The following is a 25,154-nucleotide window of genomic DNA, read 5'->3' as shown; positions in this document are numbered from 1 at the left end:
AAAGTGCAGTTTTTTGCCTAACACTTTTCAAGCAGTTATGTTTATTATGAATATTAGTGAACTAAAACTATGTATGTTTTATCAATACAGCTACTTACTTTACCAAGCCTAAAATACCCAGAAAACATGTGGGCAAGATAAACTAAAAATGGATAAGGAAATTTATGTCAGCTTATTATCAGTTACTTGAGCGTAAACAGAATCAGGATGGTACGGTTACAACATTCTATAGCTCTAATCGGCATGCGCAAGGTGCATGGAATCCGCATGAACAGCATATGGCGCCTGCAACCGGAATTATGTGTGCTGAACTGGAACAGTTTATGCCACGTGATGATATGCGTATCGGTCGAATTAGCCTGGATATTTTTGGACTCATCCATTTTGGTGATTTTTCAATTACTTCTCGCGTCATTCGTCCTGGAAAAACGATTGAGCTGATCGAAGCAGAAATGCAAGCTGGAGGGAAGACCTGTATTGTGGCGCGTGCTTGGCGTATGCTGAAAGCTGACTCTTCAAAAGTGGCAGGAATTGAAGATCAATCTGTCACACATCCTGAATCGCTACCCGTTTGGGATGGTATGAAGCGCTGGCCAGGTGGTTATATTGAAAGTATCGAGGCACGTACCGATGAAAACCACCGGGCAGGTAAAGGTACGGTCTGGCTAAAAAATGAACTTGATATGGTTAACGATAAATCTACTACTGATTTTGTTCGTTTACTCGGGATGGTTGATACAGCGAATGGAATAGTGCCACGTCAGGAAGGCAATTTTGAATGGGGTTTTCCAAACCTGGACTTGCAGCTGCATTTATACCGTATTCCACAAGGAAAATGGCTGGGCATAGAAGCTGTACAACAGTATGGAGAAGATGGTATCGGTTTAACTAGCGCTGTATTACACGATACCCAAGGGCCTTTTGGACGCAGCGAACAGATACTTACCTTAAGAAAAATGAAAGCTTGAAATTCAGTAGAGCAAAAAAATGGGCCTTTAAGAGCCCATTTTTTATAAGTTTATATTTAGGGTGACTCAATTTTTATTTCATCAGGATGGTAAAGACCCAGTTCAGTTAAATGCTGTCTTAGAATATGGCGCAGTTCAAGAATAGTTTCTGGCGTCATTTGAATAGAATGGCCACCTTTAAAGATTTTTTCAGAGGCCGCGCCTTCTAGGTGAGCACTTTGATAGGTAACTACACCATCTGTAATCACATTTGGATCTTGACTGTCTGTATTATTTCCAAGAATTGAATGATATACCAGACCATCAACAGGCATCACATCTTCAGTCAAGTCAATAAATTTAGATTTATAGCTTAAATTGCTTGGTCCATTCTGAATTAGTGAGCGATCAACCTGCTGTAAGATATCCTTAATACTCAAGTCATCATTTCGTAGAGATTCGCCAATTGCATTTACGAAAGTACCTGGTATGCGGATAATTTTACGTGCTGCCAAGGTAAACCAACGATCAGCATATCTAGTTCCTTTATGAGGAGTTGCCAGAAATACAGCGCGAGTAAAATTATTGATAGGTTGCAGGCGTAGACGCTCGCGAATCATGGGCTCATTTCGATACTGTACCAGCTGGTAAGAGTTCATTTTCTGAAGTGCTGTTTCTGAAAGGTCAGCCTGACTTACCAATAAGCGGCTAATAATACCTCCCATACTATGACCAATCAGAACTGCATCTTTAGCAGAGGGAGCATTTGGGTCAAGATTCTTGAAAGCTTGCTGTAGCAAGGCATAGATCTGAAAACGACTTTCAATGATTGGCATATTGGTAGAGTAGAAAACTTGCCATACCTGATAGTGTTCACGTAATACATTATCACCCATAATGTCGTTAGTTACTGCAATCCAAGCCTCTGGACTGCTGGCCAGTCCATGGACCAATACGATTACTTTTTTGTCCGGGTTATAGGGCTCAAGCATGTATAAATGCGGCATAGTTAAATCTTGCCGCCGGTCAAGCAGGGTAAGATAAGCCGCAATACCCAGATTATTCTGAGCCAGCCACAAACCGTAAGGTGCAGAAAAGTTGGCCGCAAGTGGATAATTTTCACCTCCTACTTTAACTTTCTTGGTACTGTAAGGATCATATACATTTAACTGAAAGTGCGGACTGTTTAATATTTCTTCTATACTGCTCTCTGTCTTTGGCTGAGCTGTAATAGTTACTGCTAGATAGCGAGCCTTATGAATATTCGGATTTACGCCATTTTCATAAGAAAAGTTCATTGGGTCAAGGATATATTTATCTACTTCCTTACGCTCTTCCTGTGGTAATACTACAACAAACTCAGAGCCAAAACCGTCACGACGGTTAATTGAGCGTAGCCCTGAGAAGTTAAGGTTATAACTTGAAAGCAATTGTTCTAATGGCTGGTTTTTAAGCTGTGGGTATTGATCTACATTAATAGTGTAGATACTTTTACCCACCTTAATTTGGGGTGAAACCGTTTTACTAGGATGGCGTAAACTATAAGTTGTAACCAGCTTTGCTAGCGCCTGGTTATAAAAATCACGAATCTGTACCTGACGGTTATCAAAAATCCGGTCTTCAGGATGGCGTTCTGTTTTAAACAGATAGGCATAGCTATAACGGATGCTTTTGTCCAGAAGATTCAGCTGTTGATCCAGACACTGATTATAATTCTGTTCCTGTAATTTTCGCTTCTCCATAGCTTTAGTTGAGTCACCTTTACTCTTTGGTGCTGTGCATTCGGCTCCTCCAGAAAGTTCAAGCGACTTTGCCAGATATATCTCACTAGCAGCGGAAAGCATCTGCTCATCCATGATCTGTGGAATCTGCTCGAGTTCTTTAATACACTCATCCGGCTTCTCAGTACAGGCCTCAGCTTCACGTCCCGTCATGGACAATACGTTCAGACTGGCCTCACTCATCCGGTCACGGGTTAAAATGCTATCGCGTTCATTTGCGATACTGATATTCAATGCTTGCTGTTTAACACTGACCACCTGGCAACCGCTGAGCAGCACAACGGATAGGGTAGATAATAGCCAGATTCTATTTATTTTATTTCTAAACATGGGCTGAAGAATCAACAAGATAATCTCGATTAAATCATACGTGAATTCTGGCTGTTTTCAATTCAAACCCTATAAAAATAGGCTGCCGAAGCAGCCTAAATTGTGCAAAATGTGTGAGAGTTATGAGGCAGGTTGTGCAGGAGTGGCAGTACCTGGAGCTGCTGTAGCTACAGGTGCAGATGGAGTGGCAGGAACATTTATATTTAATATCTGCCAGACATTCCAGCGGCCCCGCTTGTCAATTTCTTCAATCAAACGGTCAGCAACTTCGGCTTCTTGCGAATATTTTACTTTATAATTTTTTAGAGTTGTGGTCGCATTCTTTTTCTGTTCCATTGCAATATAGTTATTAGCTGCTGAAAGATAAGCTTCCTGTACGCCAAATTTCATTGCTTTATCCAGATATGGAATCGCTTCACGCTGACCGCCACCTTCAGACAGGGCAAAGCCAAACCAGAAATTGGCTTCTGGATCATCTTGGTTAATACGTAAAATACGCTGTGCATAAACTAGTGACTGAGTCGTATAGTTTTTACCCAGGTCCAGATTGCGTGCCATTACACTTGCTTTGAAAGCACGAATTAATACATCGAATGAAGCATTTGGATTAGCTGCCAGTGTATCGAGTCGTTGACTAACCTCTTTAAGTTTATTTTCAAAACCACGACGTTCCTGACGTTCGGTAAAGCGTGGTGGATAATGGCGTGCCTTACCTTCTACCAGCTGTAGAAAGTCATCAATTTCAGTAATATCAATTTCATTTTCACCAGCCAGTACAGCAAATTTCATGGCGCGCTGATTACTGTTGATAATTGGAACAATAAGTTTATTGGTTTCAAGGGTCGTAGTCTGGCCAGTGGTTGGGTCTGTGACCTGAAGCTTGGTAACTGGCTGTGCTGCGGCTGCTTTTAGCGCAACTTCAAATGGAGGCGGAGCATTATAATCAAACGGGTTTAGTGCATAAAATGGTGGAGAAATTTCAGGTTCAGTAAAGACGACCGGTTCATTGTTTACTTTCTGTTTTACTGGTCCGGTTGAACATGCAGTAAGAAATGAAGTAGCAATCAATGCACAGGCCAGTGGCTTAAAAGTCATATAATTCTTCCGTTAATTGTTATCTACATAAGAGAAGCACGTTTGCCAGTCTAAAAAATCCTATGCAAACATGCAATGTCCAGCTTGTGAGTATATGTTTTAATTTAGCTCAAGCTTTGGTCTGGGTACTTTGTGCTTCGCATTCACGGCGCACTTCTTCAATAATCTTTAACTCTTCTTCACTAAATGGGTGCTGTTCATTTTGTGCTGAACGCTTAAATGTCGGGTCAAGTAGCGATAAACGCTGACATAAGGTGTTCATGCGTTTCTCGTTATATTCAATACGGTCCAGCAATACACGCATACCTTCAAGAATAGGATCGGCCTGTTCCTGTGTGGCGGCATAAGGCTGGAAACCTATACGTTCTGCATAAGAACGACGACGCGCTTCCTGTTCGTTATCCTGAGCTTCTTTATCTTTAAAAATGTAACGTGCCGGTCCGCCTACCGCTGTAACCCCTGCAGGGATAGCCTTTGTAACCACTGTATTCGAGCCTACTTTGGCATTTTTCCCCACAGTAAATGGTCCAAGAATTTTAGCACCTGCACCGACTACTACGCCATCTTCAAGTGTAGGATGACGTTTGCCTTTATTCCAAGTAGTGCCGCCTAAAGTAACGCCATGATAAAGAGTAACATCGTCTCCAATCTCTGCTGTTTCACCGATCACTACACCCATACCATGATCAATAAAAAAGCGTCGGCCAATCTTTGCACCCGGATGAATTTCTATACCGGTGGCAAAGCGGCTGAATGAAGATAAAAGCCGGGCTGTACCCTTGCAGTCTTTCTTCCACAGTTCATGGGCTACCCGATGCATAATTAATGCATGAATACCCGGATAGGTCGTTAATACTTCCAATGTGTTACGGGCAGCGGGATCACGGGCAAATACGGCCTGAATATCTTCTTTAAGCTGCTTAAGCATCTGGCTGCTCCTTTTGGCTGTTCGACTTTTTCCATGTGCCATTGTTCAAGGCCTGCACCCGACTAAAAATGCCACGCAATAAATGATATTCCATACGGTCTAATTGTATACGCCCGAATAAGCGACGCAAGCGTAAAGGTAACAGGCGTTTATTGTTGGGATCTAAAAATTCAATCTCTTCAAGCATTTTTTTCAGATGGGGATAAAACTGCTCCATTTGTTCATGTGTAACCAACGGCTCATCCCAGTCCATCATAGACTTGCCAGTTACCGGCATTTGATTGGTTTCTTGAGGTGGAGTATCCACCAGTTCCAGTGTAGCCATACGCATTTCATAGCAGATTACTTGAATTGCTTGAGCGACATTAAGTACGCCATAATCTGTATTGACTGGAATAGTGACATGATAATTGGCTAGTGCCAGCTCTTCATTGGTCAGGCCACGGTCTTCACGGCCAAATACTACCGCAATTTCCTGCTGTTTACTGATAACTGCCTGCATAGAGGTTTGTGCTGCCGGGTGGGCATCTAACAGTGGCCATGGGATGGTGCGACTGCGGGCACTGGTACCAAATACCAGATGACAGTTCTGAATGGCCTCTTCCAGTGTTTCGACAATCTGGATCTGTTCAATAAGATCCTGTGCACCTGCTGCCAGCGCATCAATGTCCGGATGTGGATAAGTTTTTGGAGCGACCAGGACCAGTCGGCAAAGACCCATTGTTTTCATGGCACGCAGAGCACTGCCAATATTAGCCGGAAGTGTGGTATTGACCATTACAATTCGGACGTGGGATAAATGCTCTGAAATTAAAGCATTATCAAAACTGCTCATAGGATATCCAATTTTTGTATCAAGAATACTGGCTGACTTCAGCCTGATAAAGTTCTAAAGCTTCATCCATGCTTATATCATTCGAAGCGGGGGAAGCTGTATGTACCGGGCGCACGGGCTCTACTACCCGCGCAGCTTTGGATTTGACCTGGTATTCGATATGCAGAGCTTCCTTGCCAAAATAATCACGCAATTTTGCCAGCAACTCATCAAGTGGGGCAACTTTCCAGCTTGGACCCAAATGTAGCTCTGCTGTAGCATAGGGCTGCTCTATAAATAGCTGTACCGGAATATGCTGGTACATGTCTATATTACAATAAGGTGCAAGTATTTTTTGCAACTCCAGACCCAATGCCGGGCCTAGCAGATCATCACTCAGCTGTATCTTGATGCTGTTTGCTCGCTTCTGACGGATTTCATTTAAGCTAAAAGCCTTGCTGAGACGCGCCATCGGGCGTTCATAACCTTCGCGCTCATAAATTTCTCCCTCAATGACTACGACTTTTTCAGGCTGGATAATATCTTTAAAGCGTTGGAAACGCTCGTGGTTACAGCTGACTTCTACACGTGCTGTACCATCATCCAGTGTGATCATGACGCGGTTTGGAAAATTGGCGACATCGATTACCAGACCAGCGAATACAGTGGTCACGCCACGACGGGTAGGCGTCAGTTCATTCAGCCGACTTGGAACAAAAGACTTGAGTTCTGGCCGGTAGACATTAATAGGGTGCCCGGTCAGGTAAAGGCCTAAAGTGTCTTTTTCGCCTTTGAGACGAACCTCGTCACTCCAGGGTTTTACAGGTTTAGCTGGTTTACGCTGAATTTCTTCAACTTCACCGAAAAGATCCATAATCCCGGTTTCACGGTTTTGACGGGCCTGATCTGCTGCTTGTACTGCCTCTGGAAGCTGTGCCATCAGGTCGGCACGTTCAATACCTAGACAATCCAATGCACCGGCACGAATCAGTGCTTCTAAAGTACGTTTATTGATTTTCTTCAGATCAATGCGGTGGCAGAAATCGAATAGATCTTTATACGGTCCTTGCTGGTTACGCGAGTCAATCACTGACTGCATTGCAGCCTCACCAACGCCTTTAATCGCACCAAGACCATATACAATAGTTTTTTCATCAATTGCATGGAACTGGTAAATTGACATATTGACCGAAGGTGGCAAAACTTCCAGATTGTTTTTTCGGCAGTCATCAATCAAAAATACCACGTTATCGGTATTCTGCATTTCCGATGACATTACCGCTGCCAGAAATTCAGCTGGATAGTGCGCTTTTAACCATGCCGTCTGGTAGGCTACTAATGCATAGGCAGCTGCATGCGATTTATTAAAACCATAGCCGGCAAATTTTTCCATATAATCAAAAATATGGTTGGCTGTAGCTTCATCAATATCTTTTTTTGCAGCGCCTTCAATGAAGATTTTACGCTGCTTAACCATTTCCTCAGGTTTTTTCTTACCCATTGCCCGGCGCAGCAAATCCGCACCACCAAGCGTATAACCCGCACAGTACTGTGCCGCCTGCATGACCTGTTCCTGATACACCATAATCCCGTAAGTCGGCTCTAATACGCCTTCAAGCAGAGGATGCAGATATTCAAACTCACCACCATGCATACGATGAATAAAGTCAGGAATCAGATCCATCGGTCCCGGACGATATAAAGATACGAAAGCAATAATTTCTTCAAATTTGCTTGGACGTGCTTCTTTGAGCATTTTTTTCATGCCCACAGATTCAAACTGGAATACCGCGGTGGTATTGGCATTGGCAAAGACCAGATAAGCGTCTTTATCTTCAAGTGGAATAGCAGCAATATCTAAAGGCTTATCGCTTTTAATACGTTTATTGATATTCTTGACTGCATCTTCAATCACGGTCAGGTTACGCAAACCCAGAAAGTCAAACTTTACCAGACCTGCTGCTTCTACGTCATCCTTATCGAACTGCGCTACGCGCGCCGTACCATCAGCATCACACATGACCGCAGAAAAATCGGTAATCTTGGTCGGTGAAATAACTACACCACCGGCATGTTTACCGGTATTGCGGGTAATACCTTCCAGTTTTAGCGCCATTTCCCAGATCTCTGAAGCATCATCATAATCCGGGTTGGATGGGTTGGTAACAATATCCTTAAGCTGAGGTTCAGCTTGTAAGGATTCTTCCAGACTTAAGCCCAAAGGTTTAGTTGGAATCAGTTTGGAAATACGATCTGCTAGTCCATAAGATTTACCTAGAACCCGGGCCACATCACGAATCGCTCCTTTAGCCGCCATAGTACCAAAAGTAGCAATCTGGGAGACGGCATCACGACCATAAGTACGTGCTACATAATCAATTACACGGTCACGGCCAGCGATACAGAAATCGACATCGAAGTCAGGCATCGAAACACGTTCCGGATTTAAGAAACGTTCAAACAGCAGTTCATAACGCAGTGGATCAAGATCAGTAATTTTTAAACTATAAGCAACCAGAGAACCTGCGCCTGAACCACGGCCCGGGCCTACCGGTACGCCATTATTCTTTGACCATTGAATGAAGTCCATTACGATCAGGAAGTAGCCCGGAAACCCCATCGAGTTAATAATATTAATCTCGTATTCGATACGTTCATCATAAGGCTTACGTATTTCCGGCCAGTGTTCATCACGCTCTTCAGGTGGATAAAGGAAATTTAACCGCTCTTCGAGGCCTTCTTTGGACAAATGCGCAAAGAAGGTATCAATAGTATAACCCTCTGGAATCGGATAGTCCGGCAGGAAGTATTTACCCAGTTGCAAGGTTACGTTACAACGTTTAGCAATATGATAAGTATTCTCAATGGCTGACGGAATATCCGAGAACAGCTCGGTCATCTCTTCAGAAGACTTAAAATACTGTTCGGGCGAATAGGTTTTCGGACGGCGATTATCACCAAGGACATAACCATCAGCAATACAGACCCGGGCCTCATGCGCTTCGAAGTCGTCTCGGGTCATGAAGTGCACATCATTGTGTGCCACTACACCAATATTATACTTCTGGGCCAGTTTCACCGCTTCTATAATAAAGTCATCTTCGCCCGGACGATTAGTACGGGTTAGGGCCAAATAAACCCGATTTCCAAATTTGGCAATCCATTCTTCCAGCAAAGGTTCAGCTTTTTGAGGGTTAGAAGTGATCAGCATTTTACCGACATCAGAATTCATCCCGAGCAGGGCAATCAAATCCTGGTTCTGGTCCAGTATCCATTCTTTTTGTACGCAGGGAATATCTAGCTGTTGACCGCGGATATAACCTTCAGATACCAGTTCTGTCAGGTTTCGCCAGCCTGTATTGGTCATTGCCAATAAGGTCATACGATGTTCAGCATCATTCAGGCGGATTTCTGAGCCTAAAATAGGCTTGATACCTTTACCTAAACATTTTCCGTAAAATTTGACCGCTGCGTGCAGGTTAGACAGATCAGTCAGTGCCAAAGCAGGCATTTCATCTTTTTGAGCAGCTTTAACCAGATCAGGCACACGTACGATTGATTCTGTAATCGAGAACTCTGTATGAATACCAAGATGAACAAACTGCATAGAAAACAACCCTGCCTAAACTGCCCTGTATTTTACCATGCTCTTGCGAACGGCATAGCTCAATATTTACTACATTAGAATCTTTTATAATTTCATTTTAAGCAGGGCTATAAATGGAAAGACAGAAATTCCATTATAAATATACCCTTCTAATAAAAGTACCAGTAATTAACAGGTTATACCTTGGTATATATCGAAAGCACATAACCTGCCATTTTTGAAAGTAAAGTCAAGATATGGAAAATAAGGAGGGACGTACTCATCCGGATGCTTGAGATAAGCTTTTAGGTTAGCAGAAGTTAGCAGTATTACTGTGCCTATACCTGTAGTTTTTATTCCTTTTTCACTTTGAGGAAAGTCTTTTTTAAACTTGGCAAGAATATAATCTTTTGAGATGGGAAGATTATTTATCAAGATTTTTTTGCTAAGTTCTGCTTTATTTTTGCAGTTCAGACTGACTCGGCCCTAAGTATCAGTGAGTTGATTAATACTGTCTCTGCTTTTGAAATAGTTTTTAGAAAAAGGGGAGTTATCTTCTGGATATATTTCAAAAAACAGCCCTTTGTTTGGAACAAGAGCAGTTGAATATTCATAGTTACCTATACATTCTGAGTAATTTCTGTGAGTTTTTATATTTTGGATGACTAGCTGTTGGGTTAATTGAGAAGCCGTTACAGACGGTCTAAGCTCTAATACATTTACCTTTATACTGGTAGCATAATCATAAGGTAATGTAGAAGCCTCAGACACTGCACATATGCTAAAAGAAAAGATTACTAATCATATTTTTATCATGAATATTGACCGGTTAATCATAGCTATAGCACGTTTATAACAAACAGCAAACCTGAAAAAAGCCCTCTATAGAGGGCGGTTAATCATTCTCCAACCTATCTGAGACGGGCTAGCCATTCACCGAGCATCTGGACGATTTGAACCAGAATCAAAAGAACAATAACTGTTAAAATAACTACACTGGTATCAAAACGCTGATAGCCATAAGAAATAGCCAGGTCTCCAATGCCGCCCGCACCAACAGCACCTGCCATTGCAGTCGCACCAATCAGGCTAATAGTGGCTGTGGTCAGGTTAAGGATCAGTGAGCTACGGGCTTCTGGCAAAATAAAATTAAAAATAATTTGTAGGGGAGTCGCTCCCATCGCTTGAGCTGATTCAATAATTCCTTCATTTACTTCCAGCAGTGAAGTTTCAACCAGCCGACCGATATAAGGACCTACATAAATAGTCAAAGGCACGATAGCAGCCCATGTTCCAATCGAAGTTCCGACCAGCAGCTTGGTCAGTGGAATGACTGCAATAAGCAATATGATAAAAGGCAGGGAACGTAGCGCATTAACGATGGGGTTTAAACCATGATAAATCAACCGGTTTGGTAAAATACCTCCCGGACGTGTAACCACCAGAGTAATACCCTGAATAAAACCCCAGACACAACCAAATAGCATGGCAAAAAACACCATGTGGAAGGTTTCCTGTAAAGCGGTTACGAACTGGTCAATTGAAAGTGAGCTTTTCCAAAATGGCGCAGTAACGCTAGTGAGCCACTGAACAATCAAGTCTCTCATCCTTGCACTCCTGACTGTTCAACCTGCACGCCATTATTTTCCAGAAACAGAATAGCTTGCTGAATCACTTCCGGGTCACCTAAAAGTTGAATAAACATTTGTCCAATAACAGTCCCATGAATTTCAGTCATATTGGCAAACAAGATATTTAAACTTAAGTCAAACTTTTTGATTACAGCTTGAACTACCGTTTCCTGAGCAGATTTACCCAGGAATTTCAGACAGTAAATACTATGATGATTCTGGTTTTCCAAATTATTTAGAATATTAACCGGTAATTGCTGTTGCAAAACAGTTTGGATAAAGGTCCGAGTTGTTGGATGTTGTGGCTGACTGAAGATATCTAGTGTAGAGCCTGTCTCAATGACTTTACCATGTTCCATCACTGCGACATAATCACAAACTGATTCAATCACATCCATTTCATGGGTAACCATCACAATGGTAATCCCTTGCTCTTTATTAATTTTTTTAAGCAGTTGCAAAACAGACTGGGTGGTCTGAGGGTCAAGTGCAGACGTAGCTTCATCGCAAAGCAGAATTTTTGGATGATTTGCTAGAGCGCGTGCAATACCAACCCGCTGTTTCTGTCCACCCGACAACTCATCGGGAAAAGCATCTCGTTTGTGCTTTAAATTAATAAAGTCGAGCAGTTCATTCAAGCGTTTTTCGCGTTCAGCCTTGCTATAACCCAACAGTCTCATCGGCATTTCAATATTGGCTGCTACAGTTTTGGTTTGCAGCAAATTAAAATGCTGAAAAATCATACCAATATTGGCACGTTCCTGACGCAATGTACGGGCATCCAGAGCAGTGAAATCTTTCTGGTGAATAATAACCTGACCCTCATCTGGGCGTTCTAGCAAGTTAATCAGACGGATGAGTGTACTTTTACCCGCACCACTATAACCGATGATACCAAATATACTGCCATCTGGTATCTGCAGGTTAATCTGGTCAAGGGCACGAATAGTCTGGCCCTTGAGCTGGTAGTGTTTGGAGATGTTCTTAAATTCGATCATAGCGTCAAGATACTGTATAAGAATGAAAAAACAGGCAAAGTTCACTTTGCCTGTTTGTTAATCGCAATTATATGATTATTTTGCGTCAGTAAGATAGCTTACCGGCTTATTTACATCGACTTTAGTACCGCCAAATTTTTCCTGGATATACTGCTTAACCGGCGCAGTATGGTATAGCGCACCAACTTTCTGTAGTACAGGATCATTCTGGCGATCGGCAGCAGTAGCCAGAATATTTACATTCATTTTGGTACTCTGGTCAATTGGTTCATAATAAATAGCATCTTTAAGTACATTTAAACCGCCTTCCATTGCTAAAGTATTGCCCAATACTATGGCATCTACTTCATCTTTTACACGGACTGCAGTTGCCATTTGGACAGGCTTGATCACAATCTGCTTTTTATTTTCAACGATATCGGCAGGAGTACCCTGTACCTCGTCAAAACCGGGCTTTAATTTCACCAGACCCGCAGACTGAAGCAGTAGCAATGCACGTGACTCATTTGCCCCATCATTTGGAATAGCAATGGTGGCACCATTTGGGAACTCTTCAACTTTCTTTACTTTGGTTGAGTAAATACCCATCGGTTCTAGATAAGTAGTAGATACCGGTGCAATCTTATCTTTATTGTTGGCATTATATGCGACCATATAGGCATACGACTGAAATGCGTTCAGGTCGACTTCCTTATTGGCTACAGCGGTATTCATGGCAACATAATCAGTGAAGTTTTTAACATCCAGTTTAATGCCAGCTTCTTTAGTTTCAGGCAGAGTTGCAATGTAGCGCCAGATATCTGCATCTGAACCAGTAGATGCCATAGTTACGGTTTTAACTTCAGCAGAATCCTGTGTAGCGTTTTCAGTTGCAGGCTGTTCAGGTTTTGAGCATCCTGCCAGTCCTACAGATACGCCTAATACAAGGCCAAGCAACTTTTTCATGTATTCGTCCCGGTAAATTTAATATATTTAAATTTACAAATTATAACATTTGATCATTAAATCAAGCTTAAACCAACCGCTCTCGTGAAATGAAGACCGGTTTAAAGCGTTAAGAAATTTGTAGTGGTCTGTTCTAGCGCTCTATTGTATTAGGGAAACTGACTGCTATCACTACAGCATGTTATTTAACTCAATAAAATTTAGAACCTACTCATGAGCTGCATCATACCAATAAAGCTATATGCAATATAGTGAATATAAAGTCATTCCTTATCTTATTAAATGCTTTTGAAAATTCAAATTTAAAAAAAATTTATTATTAAAATCATGTGTTTATTTATAATTTTTTATAAAAAATATTTACTTGGTAAATTTTTGTCCTATATAAAATTTTATTCAATATAAATCTATAAATGAGATAAAACTGAATATAGCAATATTAAGCTCTACATCTTTCGAATAGAAAGATGCAGAACACTATTTTATTTAACAGACTTATCGCATTTTTGCCAAAAAGCGACTTAAACGGTTGATTGCTTCGCGTAATTCATTTTCGGCAGGCAGGAACACTACACGGAAATGATCCGGAGTTGGCCAGTTAAAGCCTGTACCTTGTACCAACAATACTTTTTCTGCACGCAGAAAATCCAGCATAAATTTTTCGTCGTCTTCAATCGGATACACTGCTGGATCTAAACGTGGAAAACAGTACATGGCGCCTTCCGGTTTAACACAGAAAACTCCAGGAATTTCATTTAACATTTCCCAAGCAATATTGCGCTGCTCATATAAACGTCCGCCTGGACGAATCAAGTCATTAATAGACTGATAGCCTCCGAGAGCAGTCTGAATTGCATATTGAGCCTGATGATTGGCACACAGTCGCATTGAGGCAAGCATATCCAGACCTTCAATATAGTCTACTGCACGGCTTTTATTACCGGTAATTGCCATCCAGCCTGAACGGTAACCTGCAATACGATAAGCTTTAGAGAGACCATTGAAAGAAACACATAACTGATCACCTGCCAGTGCTGCCAGGGCTACATGTTCAATTCCATCATAAATAATCTTGTCATAAATTTCGTCGGCAAACAGGATCAGGTCATATTTTTTTGCCAGTGCAACAATCTGTTCAAGTACGTGGCGCGGATAAACCGAACCGGTTGGGTTGTTGGGATTAATCACCACAATACCGCGGGTATTTGGAGTGATTTTACTTTCCATATCAGCGATATCGGGATACCAGAAATTTTCTTCATCACATTTATAGTGAATCGCTGTACCGCCAGAGAGATTAACAGCTGCTGTCCAGAGCGGGTAGTCCGGCATTGGCACCAGCATTTCATCGCCATCATCTAGCAGACCTTGCATGGCCATAACAATGAGTTCTGATACGCCATTACCAATGTAGACATCTTTTACGCTGACATCAAATACACCTTTTTGCTGGTAATACTGGCAGATCGCTTTACGTGCCGGAAAGATTCCTTTTGAATCGGTATAACCCACTGCATTTGGCAGGTTCAGGGCAACATCATTAATAATTTCTTGTGGCGCTTCAAAGCCGAACGGGGCGGGATTACCAATATTGAGTTTGATAATTTTATGGCCCTGTTCTTCCATTTCATTGGCGGCTCGTAACACTGGTCCACGAATGTCATAGCAAACATGCTCAAGCTTAGACGATTTTTTGATTTCGCGGGGTATAGTGTTACCTAAAACGGACATGATCTCATCCAATTATATGTATATTAAGAGAAAAATAGATTAACTGAAATAGCACAATCTATGGTGAAATTTAGCTAGAAATTTTTTGTTCTCTAGCGTAAATATGAAAGTACTGAAGCATGACATTGAATGTCATAGAATTAAAGGAGTTAATGATGGGAAAACTCAATAAAACAGACCGAGAATGGCAGAGAGAGTTATCACCCGAAGAGTTTCGTATTGCGCGACAAAAAGGTACTGAACCTGCGTTTACGGGGAAATACTGGAACAGTAAACAGGACGGGGTATATACCTGCCGTTGCTGTGGTGCAGAACTGTTTTCTTCAGAAACCAAATACGATAGCGGGTGTGGCTGGCCAAGCTTTTTCCGTCCGATTAATTCAACTGTTATAGAAGAACATGAAGACTTAAGTCATGGGATGGTCAGAACAGAAATAGTTTGTCATCATTGTGATGCTCATCTGGGGCATGTATTTGAAGATGGTCCACAGCCGACAGGACTGCGCTATTGCGTAAATTCGGCTTCACTCGAATTAAAAACACAAGAAAAAAGTGATGAGGAAACCTATCCATGACCAACATTTATCAGTTTGAAGCTGAGTTGTTAGATGGAAAAACTAAATCAATGGCTGACTATCGGGGCAAAGTCTTACTGATTGTTAATACTGCAAGTAAATGCGGTTTCACACCGCAGTTTGCTGGTCTGGAGAAAGTTTACCAGAAGTATAAAGATCAGGGATTAGAAGTATTAGGTTTTCCATGTAACCAGTTTGGCGGACAGGACCCGGGGACAAATGACCAGATTGGTGCATTTTGCCAAAAAAATTACGGTGTCAGTTTTCCAATGTTTGCCAAGGTTGATGTAAAAGGCCCAGAAGCCCATGCAGTTTTTCGTTATTTAACCAATAACAGTAAAGGAATTTTGGGCAACGGCATTAAATGGAACTTTACCAAGTTTCTGGTAGGAAAAAATGGTGAAGTACTGAACCGTTATGCACCAACCAGTAAGCCTGAAGCTTTAGAAGAAGATATTGAAAGGGCATTGGCACAGTAAAAGTAAAAATAAAAGGGCGATTCAATCGCCCTTCATTTTTTCAGTAAATTAAGATTAAAGTACTCTCTTTAATCGTTCAATAGCCTGCTCACATTGAGTAATGTCAGCAACCAAGGCCAAACGTACATGATTTTCACCCGGATTACCTTGCGGAGTCTCACGTGACAGGTAACGTCCCGGCAGTACTTTGATATGTGCTTTTTCCATGAGCATTTTGGCAAAATTTTCATCATGGTCTACTTTTAACCAGTAATAAAAACCTGCATCTGGTTTTTGAAGTGGCAGAAGATGCCCCAGTTCATTTTGAAATAGTTCAAATTTGGCCCGGTAAAGCTTACGGTTTTCTTCTACATGGTTTTCATCATTCCAAGCCACAATTGAGGCGAGCTGATGTTGAACGGGCATGGCTGCACCATGATATGTGCGGTATTTCAGGTAAGGTTTAAGCAGGTTGGCATCACCTGCGACAAAACCGGAACGCATTCCGGGCAGATTTGAGCGTTTGGACAGGGAATGAAATACTACACAGTTTTTATAGTCATCACGTCCGATTTCAGCACAGACTTCAAGAAGGCCAACGGGTGCTTCATCGAACCAGAGTTCTGAATAACACTCATCTGATGCAATGACAAAATCATACTGGTCTGAAAGTGCAATCAGTTTTTTAAACTGATCTTTAGAAAGAACCGCACCTGTTGGGTTACCTGGTGTACATACAAACAGTAGTGCTGTTTTTTCCCATACCTCATTGGGTACATGGTCAAAGTCACCCAGATAGTTATTTTCTTGGGTGCAGTTAATGAAGTATGGTTTTGCACCTGCTAGAAGGGTTGCACCTTCATAAATCTGATAAAACGGATTCGGCATGACCACATAAGGTGTATCTTCTCGTTTTACCAAAGCCTGAACGAAAGAGAAAATTGCCTCACGCGTTCCCGATACAGGAAGAATATTATTTTCGGCACTAATGGTGTTCAGCTTGAAGCGGCGGGTTAACCAATCTGCAATACTCTGTCTTAATTCAGGTAAGCCTTTACTGTTCGGATAAGTTGAAAGGTGTTCAAAGTTATCAATAATCGCCTGTTTTACAAAATCAGGTGCAGGATGCTTGGGCTCACCAATAGAGAGGGGAATCAAGGGAAGGTCCGCAGGGACTACATCCTTAAAAAGTTGATTAAGCTTTTCAAAAGGATAAGGATGTAATAATGACAAGCTTGAGTTCATTGAAAAAATACCGTTTAGTTGTAACTTAATGCTGGCTTATGACTTGGCTTGAAGCTTCATCGAGTGCTGATTTCAGTTTTGTAGAAAAAAGCTGAGCTTCTTCAGCATTCATAGGCGTGCCATCCTTCTTTGTCACAAAGAAAATATCTTCAGCCCGTTCACCGAGTGTGACAATTTTGGCAGAATGAATATCCAGCCCCTGCATCATAAACAGACCGCCTACTTTAGCAAGTAAGCCAGGTTGGTCAAGTGTGGAAATTTCCACCATGTTTTGCTGTAAAGCCGGATTTAGGGTGATATCAACAGTATTTTTTACATCAAAATGGCGCAACTGACGAGGAATACGACGCTGCATTAACCCCGGGTAATTGTCGGCATGGCTGAGTGCCTGAACCAGCGCATCTGCAACGGTCTGCTTGCGTTCAGCATCAGTGAGTAAGGTTCCAAAACGGTCCAGTACTACATAAGTGTCTAGACTGAATGCTTTTGTGGCAGTAATAATTCGGGCGTCCTGAACATCGAGATTCATTCGGTCCAGTACTGCAACTGTAGTCGCAAACAGATTTGGCTTATCTTGAGTATAAATAAAAATCTGGACAGCATCTTGTGCAGCTTTACGATGTGCCCGCATCAATACCAGAGGAGCTGGATTATCCCCATGTTGCAGGATTGCACGGGTATGCCAGGCAATTTCATTCGCGGACTCTTTGAGAAAATACTCATCCCCCAGTTCTTGCCAGACCTTTTCTACCTCTTCCAGGGCAAACTCGTCCACCAGAAGTTCACTGGCTGCAAATTTGGTATCTTCAATGAGCATCTGGTATTCCACGGGGCGACCCAGGCCGGTGCGAATTACATCACGTGCATGCGTATATAGCTGACGCATTAATGAGGCACGCCACGTATTCCAGAGTTTTGGATTAGTCGCATTAATATCTGCTACTGTTAAACAGTATAGGTAATCCAAATGCTCCATATCACCCAATTTTTCGGCAAATTCTTTAACCACATCCGGATCGGAAATATCCTTCTTTTGAGCAGTTAATGACATCAGCAGGTGGTTCTGGATGAGCCACGCCACCATTTTGCACTCACGTTCAGTAAAACCATGTGCACGGCAGAATTCGATTGCATCAACTGCACCCAGTTCACTATGATCACCCCCGCGGCCTTTGGCAATATCATGAAATAATGCGGCTAAAAATACGATATCACGACGGGCAAGACGCTGAAAAACCGAGCTGACGACTGGAAAATCTTTCGCAAATTCTGGCTCTTTAAAGCGGTTTAAATTTCTGAGTAACAGGAGTGTATGAGCATCCACCGTATAAATATGAAACAGGTCATATTGCATTAATCCGGTAATTTTCCCAAAAGAAGGTATGTATTTACCGAGCACCCCATAACGTTTCATCGCTACCAATGTGTCGTATAAACGGTAGGGAGAGCGTATAATTGCCATGAAAAGGGCTTGATGCATGGGATTATCACGAAAGCTCTGGTCAATTCGCTTGGCTGCTAGGGTCAGCAGGCGAAGTGTTCGGGCACGCACTCCCTGAATTTCTGGCCGGTTAGCCAGTAAATAGAAAATCTCCAGAATCGCACTTGGATTTTCCGAAAATATTTTGTGATGTTGTACTGCCAGTTTACCGTCTACCAGTTTAAAGTGTTCATTGATTTCTTCAATTTTACGCTCATAACTTGGTAGCCGCGGAGTAATAACAGACTCATTAAAATAAGCCAGCAGCATTTCATTTAAAGTTGAAACTTGCTGCGCAGTACGATAATACCGCTTCATGAACTGCTCAATCGGATAGTTCGGAGATTCACCTTCCTTATGGACATAGCCAAATTTTGCTGCTATTTCGCGCTGGTAATCAAATAGCAGCCTGTTTTCATCACGTTTGACCAGACGGTGCAGGTGGTGACGGATTTCCCAGAGAAAAATTTCAGCTTCCTCCAGAACAGCAAGTTCAAATTCAGAAATAAAACCGAGATGAACAAGATCATAAATCCGATTAACCCGAAAATGCCGTTTAGCAATCCAGCCAATCTGGTTAATGTCACGAATACCGCCTGGCGCATTTTTAATATCGGGTTCCAGATTGCTTTCTGTGTGATTATGCTGGGCATAACGCTTTGCCTGCTCCTGCATTTTGGCATCAAAGAAAGTTTTATCTGTCCAGGTCTGTGACACAATCCGGCGTGGCCATCTGGCCAGATGCTGATTTCCAGTAATCAGCCGCGCTTCAATCAGTGCAGTAGCAACAGTTAAATCATTGGTGGCTTGTTCTACACAACTGGCAATAGTGCGTACACTAATACCTGGCTTAAAATTTCCCACATCCCAGAGAGAAGAAATAAAAGTAGAAATTAAGCTTTCCTGTTCAGGAGTGATATCGTCTTCAGACAAAATCATGATATCGACATCTGAGTATGGCAACATTTCACGACGGCCATAGCCCCCTACAGCAAACAGACCAAGATCGGTCTGGTGGAGTCCCGCATGTTGCCATAAGAAGATCAGAGCTTCATCGATTAAATTGGAGCGGGCCAGAATAATGTCACGGATAGACTGCCCATTTTCATAACTCTCCTGTAACTGCTTTTCAACATCAGTACGCCATACATTAATGGCCTGAATATCATGATTGCTTTTGACATAATTAAGCAGAGGCGAGGTAGTGATCATGAGCATGTTCCGCAGTAAAGCTTTATGGATTTGAGTTTACAATTACTTGTGCGGCTGTTTGCTGCGCAAGTTCACGTGCTTCTTCTATAGATGCTGCGCGTGCAGTAGCAACACCCATACGGCGCCGTTTAAAACCTTCCGGTTTGCCAAACAGGCGTAAGTCTGTAGAAGGATGAGCTAATGCAAGATCCAGACCAGAAAATGACAGGTTAGAACTATCTTGGCCAGCATAAATAACAGCACTGGCTGCAACACTGTGTCGCTCCGTATTTACAGGTAAGCCCAGAATAGCCCGTGCATGTAGCTCAAATTCACTTTGGAACTGTGAAGCAAGGGTAACTAACCCAGTATCATGTGGACGGGGAGATACCTCACTAAACCAGACCTGATCACCTTTGATAAAAAGTTCAACACCAAAAACTCCACATCCACCCAGTGCCGCAGTGACTTTATCTGCAATCCGTTTAGACTCTTCAAGCGCCACAGGTGACATGGGCTGCGGCTGCCAGCTTTCAACATAGTCCCCGAAATCCTGTCGGTGACCAATCGGATCGCAAAAGCTGGTTTCAATTTTGCCGCTTTGCGGATTCTTGGCACGCACAGTCAATAAAGTAATTTCAAAGTCAAAATCGATTTGTGATTCAACAATGACCTTACCCTGATTTACCCGTCCCCCAGTCTGTGCATATTCCCAAGCTGCATCAACTTCATCAAAACTTTTTACCCGGGACTGTCCTTTACCAGAAGATGACATGACTGGTTTTACAAAATTAGGATAACCAATATCATCACAGGCAGCACGAAAGCTCTCCAGAGAGTCGGCAAAACGGTAAGCAGAGGTGGGCAAGCCTAATTCTTCAGCAGCCAGGCGGCGAATGCCTTCACGGTTCATGGTCAGGTTAACAGCTTTAGCAGAAGGAATGACAACAGCTTGTTGTCCAGCTTCCACCTCTAGAAGAACTTCCGTAGCAATTGCTTCAATTTCAGGGACAATAAACTGGGGTTTGACTTGCTCAATCAGTGCTTTTAACTGTTGGGGATCTGCCATGTTGAGGCTATAAGAAAAATGAGCGGCCTGCATGGCCGGTGCGTGTTCATAACGATCCGCTGCATGTACTTCTACTCCAAGCCTTTGCAAGGAAATAACGACTTCCTTACCTAGCTCTCCCGAACCAAGCAGCAAGACTTTGACTGCTGAAGATTGAAGTGGAGTACCGATAGTCACGCTCATGCGAATCATCCTTGCAAAAGTGGACTTACAGCATAACAGAACTCATGCGCGTGTTAAGTGTTTCAGCAAGAAAAGCTTAAGTTTTTATCAAGTAATCTTCTGATCAATCAAAAGAAAATTTCATTTAGACAGGTATGTAAGTATAGACCAATCCATAAACAATGGCTGCGGTCAGAGTTGCTGGTACGATTTTCCTGAATCTGAAATATAAACTGATCAGTATAAGGAAACCCGCCAGCATGGCCAGACTTTTATCAGGTGTTTCAATCAGGGGGGGTAATGTAGCAACTACTAGCATAGAGCTAATAGCAGAAATTCCGATACTCCCCAGCGCAATTCTCAACCAGATTGCACCACGACGCTGATTCTGCTGCTGATACTTTTGAATGAAGTAAAATGGGCCAAAACGGGAGATGAAATTTGCAATTCCCACGACAAGACCGACCAGAATAATATCCAGATTCATAGTGTTTCCATTAAATCGTCATGCTGCTTAAGGATGTAATGCTTAAACAGGCCGGCCAGAATACCGGCAATAATCCCGATAAAAATTGCTGCAGAAAGATTAATAAAATAACAGGCTAAGGCCGAAACAATTAAGCATACTGCTACCACCAGAGTATGTTTTCTCTCAAAAGCCGCGAGTAAAAAGCTTAAAAACAGCGCAGGTAATAGAAAGTCCAAGGCCTCTTGCAAGAAGCGTGGCAAATTACTCACCTGATTGGCGAACATCCCCCCTAGAAATGAACCACCTGCCCAAGATAGCCAGCTAAACAGACTTAAGCCCAGCATCCATGACTCTGACCATTCCTGTCGGCGTTGGGAGAGTTTAATCATGCCACTGGCAAATACCTCATCGGTAAGTCCCCATGCCCAGACAGCGGTCTTTTTCAGGTTTAACTGATGGTTAATCAGGTTGTATAAGGCTGGGCCATAGAGCAGATGCCGAATATCTAAAGCGATAACAGTCAGTGCTGTCATCCAGATTGATGTACCACTGCCGAGCAGGGCAACTACGAGAAACTGACTGGCACCAGCATACATGGAGCAGGATAAAAATAGAGCTTCCCAGGCAGTAAACCCAAACTGGGTAGCAGAAACGCCAAAGGCAAACGAGACAGGTAAATAGGTCAGCATGATGGCTTGGCTATCTCTGGCACCTTGCCAGAAACCGGCCTGAGTCAAAACGGAACTTTCATGTTCAGACACAATACACCCTGGAATTTTTAAAGAGTTGAACAATAGGTCAAAACGCAGATTGAGTATTCTACCCGAATTCACTAGCATATGAGGAAAATGTTTGTTTAGGCGACTTAAAATGCGGGCTCATTTAAACCGTTCATTTCTTCTTCTCCCTGTTTTAATCAGTGTGCTGGGCTTACAGGCATGCAGCAACTCATCAAACGAACCAGAGCGAAAAGTCGAGATTAAACCTGCTCCAAAACTGACCAATGATGCCACCAGTTACGCCCAGCAGGCATGGAAACTCATGAATGAGATTGATGCACTGGTTTATCAGAAGCAGACAGAGCGTCTGGAACAGGAAGTTCGTAAACCAATCCGTCAGCTTACCACCGACTGGCGAATTAATGTCAAGATGACAGACTCAGTGACTGAAGGAAAATATGCCCTTTGCCGTAAGGCATTGAGTAGTTTGGATATCTGGACGCGAGAAATTCTTGAAAATGGTTCAGAAGCTGGCCAGAAACAGGCTGATTATGAACGTGATAAGGCACAGTGTAAGGGTGCAATTGATCATCCTGAACTGGGCAATACTGATCCAAAAAAGAAAGGCATTTAAGTAATTTTAAAAAAATAGCTCAACATATGAGCTATTTTTTATTAAATGATTAGCCTAAGCATTAAATTAAAAAGGTGAAGGAATAAATTGCATAATCAGGGCAATACTCACAAGAGATAAGAGGGTACTAAGCATGACAGACGCAACTGACTGCTCAGCAATGCCATTTAATTGCCCATAGATTCCAAATGCTGTCGCCATAGGAAGAGCTGAAAGGATTAAAGCTGCATAAGCCATCTTCGCTGTGCTTCCCGGCATTATATAAATTATACTGGTCACTACAATTGGCATAATCAATAACTTGATAGTGCATACAATCAGTACATCTTTGCTAAGGTCTTTTATGGTCAATGTTGCAAGACTGGCACCAATCACAAAAATCGCAAGTGGGGACGCAGTAGAAGCTAGTGATTTTAGTGGAAGCTCTAGCGAGACAGGCCACTGAACGGTATAAACTGAGCAGATCAAGCCCAATATAATTGAAAGAATAATCGGATTTTTAGCAAGATTCTGCAAAGTTGAAAGAATAATGGTGGATAGGGCCTTATCCTGTTGATCTGAAGATTCTATTAAAATCAGCATCAGACTCAGTAAAATAATATTTTCAATCACCAGGGTCATTGCCAGATAGGGGACAGCGGCCTGGGCAATTAGTAAGGTGAGTACTGCTGTACCGATAAAGCCGGTATTTGACATGGATGAACCCAGCCCAATCACAGCAGCCTGATGGCGAGGTACCTTAAAGAATCGGCGATAAAGTGTATATGCACTGAAGAATAAAATCAGTGAACCTAGCAGGTAGCCTAGAAAATAAGGCATCTGCCAGATTTCATCAAAGGAACGGGTAGAGAGGGCGTACAGTAAAAATGCGGGTAGCGAAACTTTAATAATAAACTGGATGATTGCCTGTACATGCGTAGTATTTAGCATGTTTAAGCGCAAGCTTAAATAACCCACACTTAAAATAATAAAGATGGGAAGGATGACTGAGATAATTTGTTCCATGACCTGATCGTTTGCTCCCTGCAAACTTGATTATTCCACTATTTCATTGAGTTTTAAATGTAGTTGGAACGTTTAATTGAAAAGAATACTGGATGAAGATAAAAAGAATATGTTAGCTGTATATTAAAATTATGAACAAAAGGCTTTAGTTAGCAGGGCCTAATAAAAATGCCAGTCATATTAATGAACTGGCATTTTTATTACTTTACTGGGTATATTTTTATACGTTAAAACGGAAATGCATAACATCACCATCCTGAACGATATATGTTTTACCTTCTAGACGCCATTTGCCGGCCTCTTTGGCACCAGCTTCACCGTTGTACTGTACAAAGTCATTGTATGCAACAACTTCAGCACGAATAAAACCTTTTTCAAAGTCGGTATGAATGACACCTGCCGCTTGTGGTGCAGTTGCACCAACTTTAACCGTCCATGCACGAACTTCTTGCACCCCTGCCGTGAAATAGGTTTGTAAGCCCAGTAAGGCATAACCGGCACGGATGACTACATTTAAACCCGGTTCTTCCATGCCCATTGCTTCTAGGAACTCAGCGCGATCTTCATCTTCAAGAAGTGAGATTTCAGCTTCAATCTGGTTACACAGAGGTACCACAATGGCATTTTCTTCTTCTGCCAGTTTGCGAACAGCATCCAGATGCGGATTATTTTCAAAGCCGTCTTCTGCCACATTTGCAATATACATGGTTGGTTTTAACGTCAGTAAACCAAAACCACGTACCAGTTTGCGCTCATCATCAGATAAATCTGCTGCACGTGCTGGCTTGCCCTCATCCAGTAAAGGCTGAATTTTTTCTAGTACGGCTTTGGTTGCTACCGCTTCTTTATCACCACCTTTAGCAACTTTGGTTAAGCGCAAAATAGCTTTGGCTACGGTTTCCAGATCAGCTAGTGCCAGTTCAGTATTAATAGTAGCAATATCATCTAATGGATCAATCTTGCCATTTACATGAATAACATTTTCATCTTCAAAACAACGTACGACATGAGCAATTGCATCAGTTTCACGGATATTCGCCAGAAACTGGTTACCTAGACCTTCACCTTTGGATGCACCTGCTACCAGGCCTGCAATGTCAACAAATTCCATCGTGGTGGGAATAATACGTTGTGGGTTTACAATAGCAGCCAGCTTGTCCAGACGTGGATCGGGTACAGGTACAATTCCGGTATTTGGCTCAATAGTACAAAACGGGAAGTTTTCTGCTGCAATGGCAGCCTTGGTTAGTGCATTAAAAAGGGTAGACTTACCCACGTTTGGCAGGCCAACAATACCGCAATTAAAACCCATGAAATGACTCACAAAAATTGTTATCTGAAATTGCCGATGATTTTACATG

The 25,154-nt window shown here is 42.3% G+C and carries 21 protein-coding genes; 4 read left to right on the top strand and 17 right to left on the bottom strand.

The features are described 5' to 3' along the window. Nucleotides 1-164 precede the first annotated feature (164 nt). A complete protein-coding gene (locus ABZP31_RS08460) occupies nt 165-968 on the top strand; it encodes a thioesterase family protein (protein WP_005026413.1) in 804 nt (267 codons plus the stop codon). Nucleotides 969-1,024: 56 nt separating this feature from the next. On the opposite strand, the gene ABZP31_RS08455 is transcribed toward ABZP31_RS08460, so the two are convergent. The 10 genes from ABZP31_RS08455 to ABZP31_RS08410 form a co-directional block, all read right to left on the bottom strand. Further along, the gene (locus ABZP31_RS08455) at nt 1,025-3,058 is read right to left on the bottom strand and encodes a triacylglycerol lipase (protein ID WP_034431553.1); all 2,034 of its coding nucleotides are present in this window, start codon (nt 3,056-3,058) and stop codon (nt 1,025-1,027) included. Nucleotides 3,059-3,178: 120 nt separating this feature from the next. Beyond that, nucleotides 3,179-4,153: an ABUW_2363 family tetratricopeptide repeat lipoprotein gene (locus tag ABZP31_RS08450; protein WP_017400626.1), complete on the bottom strand. Its 975-nt coding sequence runs from the start codon at nt 4,151-4,153 to the stop codon at nt 3,179-3,181. A 109-nt stretch (nt 4,154-4,262) separates the two neighbouring features. After that, nucleotides 4,263-5,081 (bottom strand): serine O-acetyltransferase, encoded by an 819-nt coding sequence (gene cysE / locus ABZP31_RS08445; RefSeq protein WP_005019829.1) that lies wholly within the window; start codon nt 5,079-5,081, stop codon nt 4,263-4,265. Continuing rightward, a complete protein-coding gene (locus ABZP31_RS08440) occupies nt 5,074-5,916 on the bottom strand; it encodes an RNA methyltransferase (RefSeq protein ID WP_367156784.1) in 843 nt (280 codons plus the stop codon). The genes cysE and ABZP31_RS08440 overlap by 8 nt, the downstream gene beginning before the upstream one ends. A gap of 19 nt (nt 5,917-5,935) precedes the next feature. Further along, on the bottom strand, nt 5,936-9,502 hold the full coding sequence (dnaE, locus tag ABZP31_RS08435; RefSeq protein WP_248134473.1) for a DNA polymerase III subunit alpha: 3,567 nt from the start codon (nt 9,500-9,502) through the stop codon (nt 5,936-5,938). A 465-nt stretch (nt 9,503-9,967) separates the two neighbouring features. Further along, nucleotides 9,968-10,252 carry a hypothetical protein gene (locus ABZP31_RS08430; protein WP_248134474.1) on the bottom strand — a complete coding sequence of 95 codons (285 nt, stop codon included), beginning with the start codon at nt 10,250-10,252 and terminating at the stop codon, nt 9,968-9,970. 140 nt (nt 10,253-10,392) lie between these two features. Next, a complete protein-coding gene (locus tag ABZP31_RS08425) occupies nt 10,393-11,088 on the bottom strand; it encodes a methionine ABC transporter permease (RefSeq protein ID WP_005019833.1) in 696 nt (231 codons plus the stop codon). Beyond that, nucleotides 11,085-12,110, bottom strand: a complete 1,026-nt coding sequence (locus ABZP31_RS08420) for a methionine ABC transporter ATP-binding protein (RefSeq protein ID WP_005019835.1) — start codon at nt 12,108-12,110, stop codon at nt 11,085-11,087. The genes ABZP31_RS08425 and ABZP31_RS08420 overlap by 4 nt, the downstream gene beginning before the upstream one ends. A 75-nt stretch (nt 12,111-12,185) precedes the next feature. Continuing rightward, nucleotides 12,186-13,055, bottom strand: a complete 870-nt coding sequence (locus ABZP31_RS08415) for a MetQ/NlpA family ABC transporter substrate-binding protein (RefSeq protein ID WP_005019838.1) — start codon at nt 13,053-13,055, stop codon at nt 12,186-12,188. 495 nt (nt 13,056-13,550) lie between these two features. Then, the gene (locus tag ABZP31_RS08410; RefSeq protein ID WP_005019839.1) at nt 13,551-14,786 is read right to left on the bottom strand and encodes a pyridoxal phosphate-dependent aminotransferase; all 1,236 of its coding nucleotides are present in this window, start codon (nt 14,784-14,786) and stop codon (nt 13,551-13,553) included. A 155-nt stretch (nt 14,787-14,941) separates the two neighbouring features. Between ABZP31_RS08410 and msrB the strand changes: the two genes are divergently transcribed. Beyond that, nucleotides 14,942-15,361 (top strand): peptide-methionine (R)-S-oxide reductase MsrB, encoded by a 420-nt coding sequence (gene msrB, locus ABZP31_RS08405; RefSeq protein ID WP_005019840.1) that lies wholly within the window; start codon nt 14,942-14,944, stop codon nt 15,359-15,361. After that, nucleotides 15,358-15,840: a glutathione peroxidase gene (locus ABZP31_RS08400; protein ID WP_005019841.1), complete on the top strand. Its 483-nt coding sequence runs from the start codon at nt 15,358-15,360 to the stop codon at nt 15,838-15,840. Before msrB ends, ABZP31_RS08400 begins: the two co-directional genes overlap by 4 nt. Nucleotides 15,841-15,894: 54 nt before the next feature. On the opposite strand, the gene dapC is transcribed toward ABZP31_RS08400, so the two are convergent. The 5 genes from dapC to ABZP31_RS08375 all read right to left on the bottom strand — a co-directional run bounded on the left by dapC (nt 15,895) and on the right by ABZP31_RS08375 (nt 22,124). Next, nucleotides 15,895-17,064 (bottom strand): succinyldiaminopimelate transaminase, encoded by a 1,170-nt coding sequence (gene dapC / locus ABZP31_RS08395; protein ID WP_248134475.1) that lies wholly within the window; start codon nt 17,062-17,064, stop codon nt 15,895-15,897. 25 nt (nt 17,065-17,089) lie between these two features. Further along, on the bottom strand, nt 17,090-19,756 hold the full coding sequence (glnD, locus tag ABZP31_RS08390) for a [protein-PII] uridylyltransferase (protein ID WP_248134477.1): 2,667 nt from the start codon (nt 19,754-19,756) through the stop codon (nt 17,090-17,092). Nucleotides 19,757-19,778: 22 nt separating this feature from the next. Beyond that, nucleotides 19,779-20,996 (bottom strand): formate-dependent phosphoribosylglycinamide formyltransferase, encoded by a 1,218-nt coding sequence (gene purT, locus ABZP31_RS08385; RefSeq protein ID WP_248134479.1) that lies wholly within the window; start codon nt 20,994-20,996, stop codon nt 19,779-19,781. A 115-nt stretch (nt 20,997-21,111) separates the two neighbouring features. After that, nucleotides 21,112-21,453 carry an L-valine transporter subunit YgaH gene (gene ygaH, locus ABZP31_RS08380; RefSeq protein ID WP_248134481.1) on the bottom strand — a complete coding sequence of 114 codons (342 nt, stop codon included), beginning with the start codon at nt 21,451-21,453 and terminating at the stop codon, nt 21,112-21,114. Continuing rightward, nucleotides 21,450-22,124 carry an AzlC family ABC transporter permease gene (locus tag ABZP31_RS08375; RefSeq protein ID WP_248134584.1) on the bottom strand — a complete coding sequence of 225 codons (675 nt, stop codon included), beginning with the start codon at nt 22,122-22,124 and terminating at the stop codon, nt 21,450-21,452. The genes ygaH and ABZP31_RS08375 overlap by 4 nt, the downstream gene beginning before the upstream one ends. Nucleotides 22,125-22,305: 181 nt before the next feature. Between ABZP31_RS08375 and ABZP31_RS08370 the strand changes: the two genes are divergently transcribed. Beyond that, nucleotides 22,306-22,788, top strand: a complete 483-nt coding sequence (locus ABZP31_RS08370) for a hypothetical protein (protein ID WP_248132026.1) — start codon at nt 22,306-22,308, stop codon at nt 22,786-22,788. 66 nt (nt 22,789-22,854) lie between these two features. Here the strand turns inward: ABZP31_RS08370 and ABZP31_RS08365 are convergent, their stop codons facing one another. Both ABZP31_RS08365 and ychF read right to left on the bottom strand, forming a co-directional pair. Further along, nucleotides 22,855-23,793 (bottom strand): AEC family transporter, encoded by a 939-nt coding sequence (locus tag ABZP31_RS08365; protein WP_034433198.1) that lies wholly within the window; start codon nt 23,791-23,793, stop codon nt 22,855-22,857. A gap of 220 nt (nt 23,794-24,013) precedes the next feature. Next, nucleotides 24,014-25,105: a redox-regulated ATPase YchF gene (gene ychF, locus ABZP31_RS08360; RefSeq protein WP_005019857.1), complete on the bottom strand. Its 1,092-nt coding sequence runs from the start codon at nt 25,103-25,105 to the stop codon at nt 24,014-24,016. Nucleotides 25,106-25,154 lie beyond the last annotated feature (49 nt).

This window comes from Acinetobacter sp. FL, assembly GCF_040744925.1.
GTDB lineage: Bacteria > Pseudomonadota > Gammaproteobacteria > Pseudomonadales > Moraxellaceae > Acinetobacter > Acinetobacter radioresistens.
Note: the sequence above shows the minus strand (reverse complement) of the source record. Positions and strands in the feature narration are given on the sequence as shown.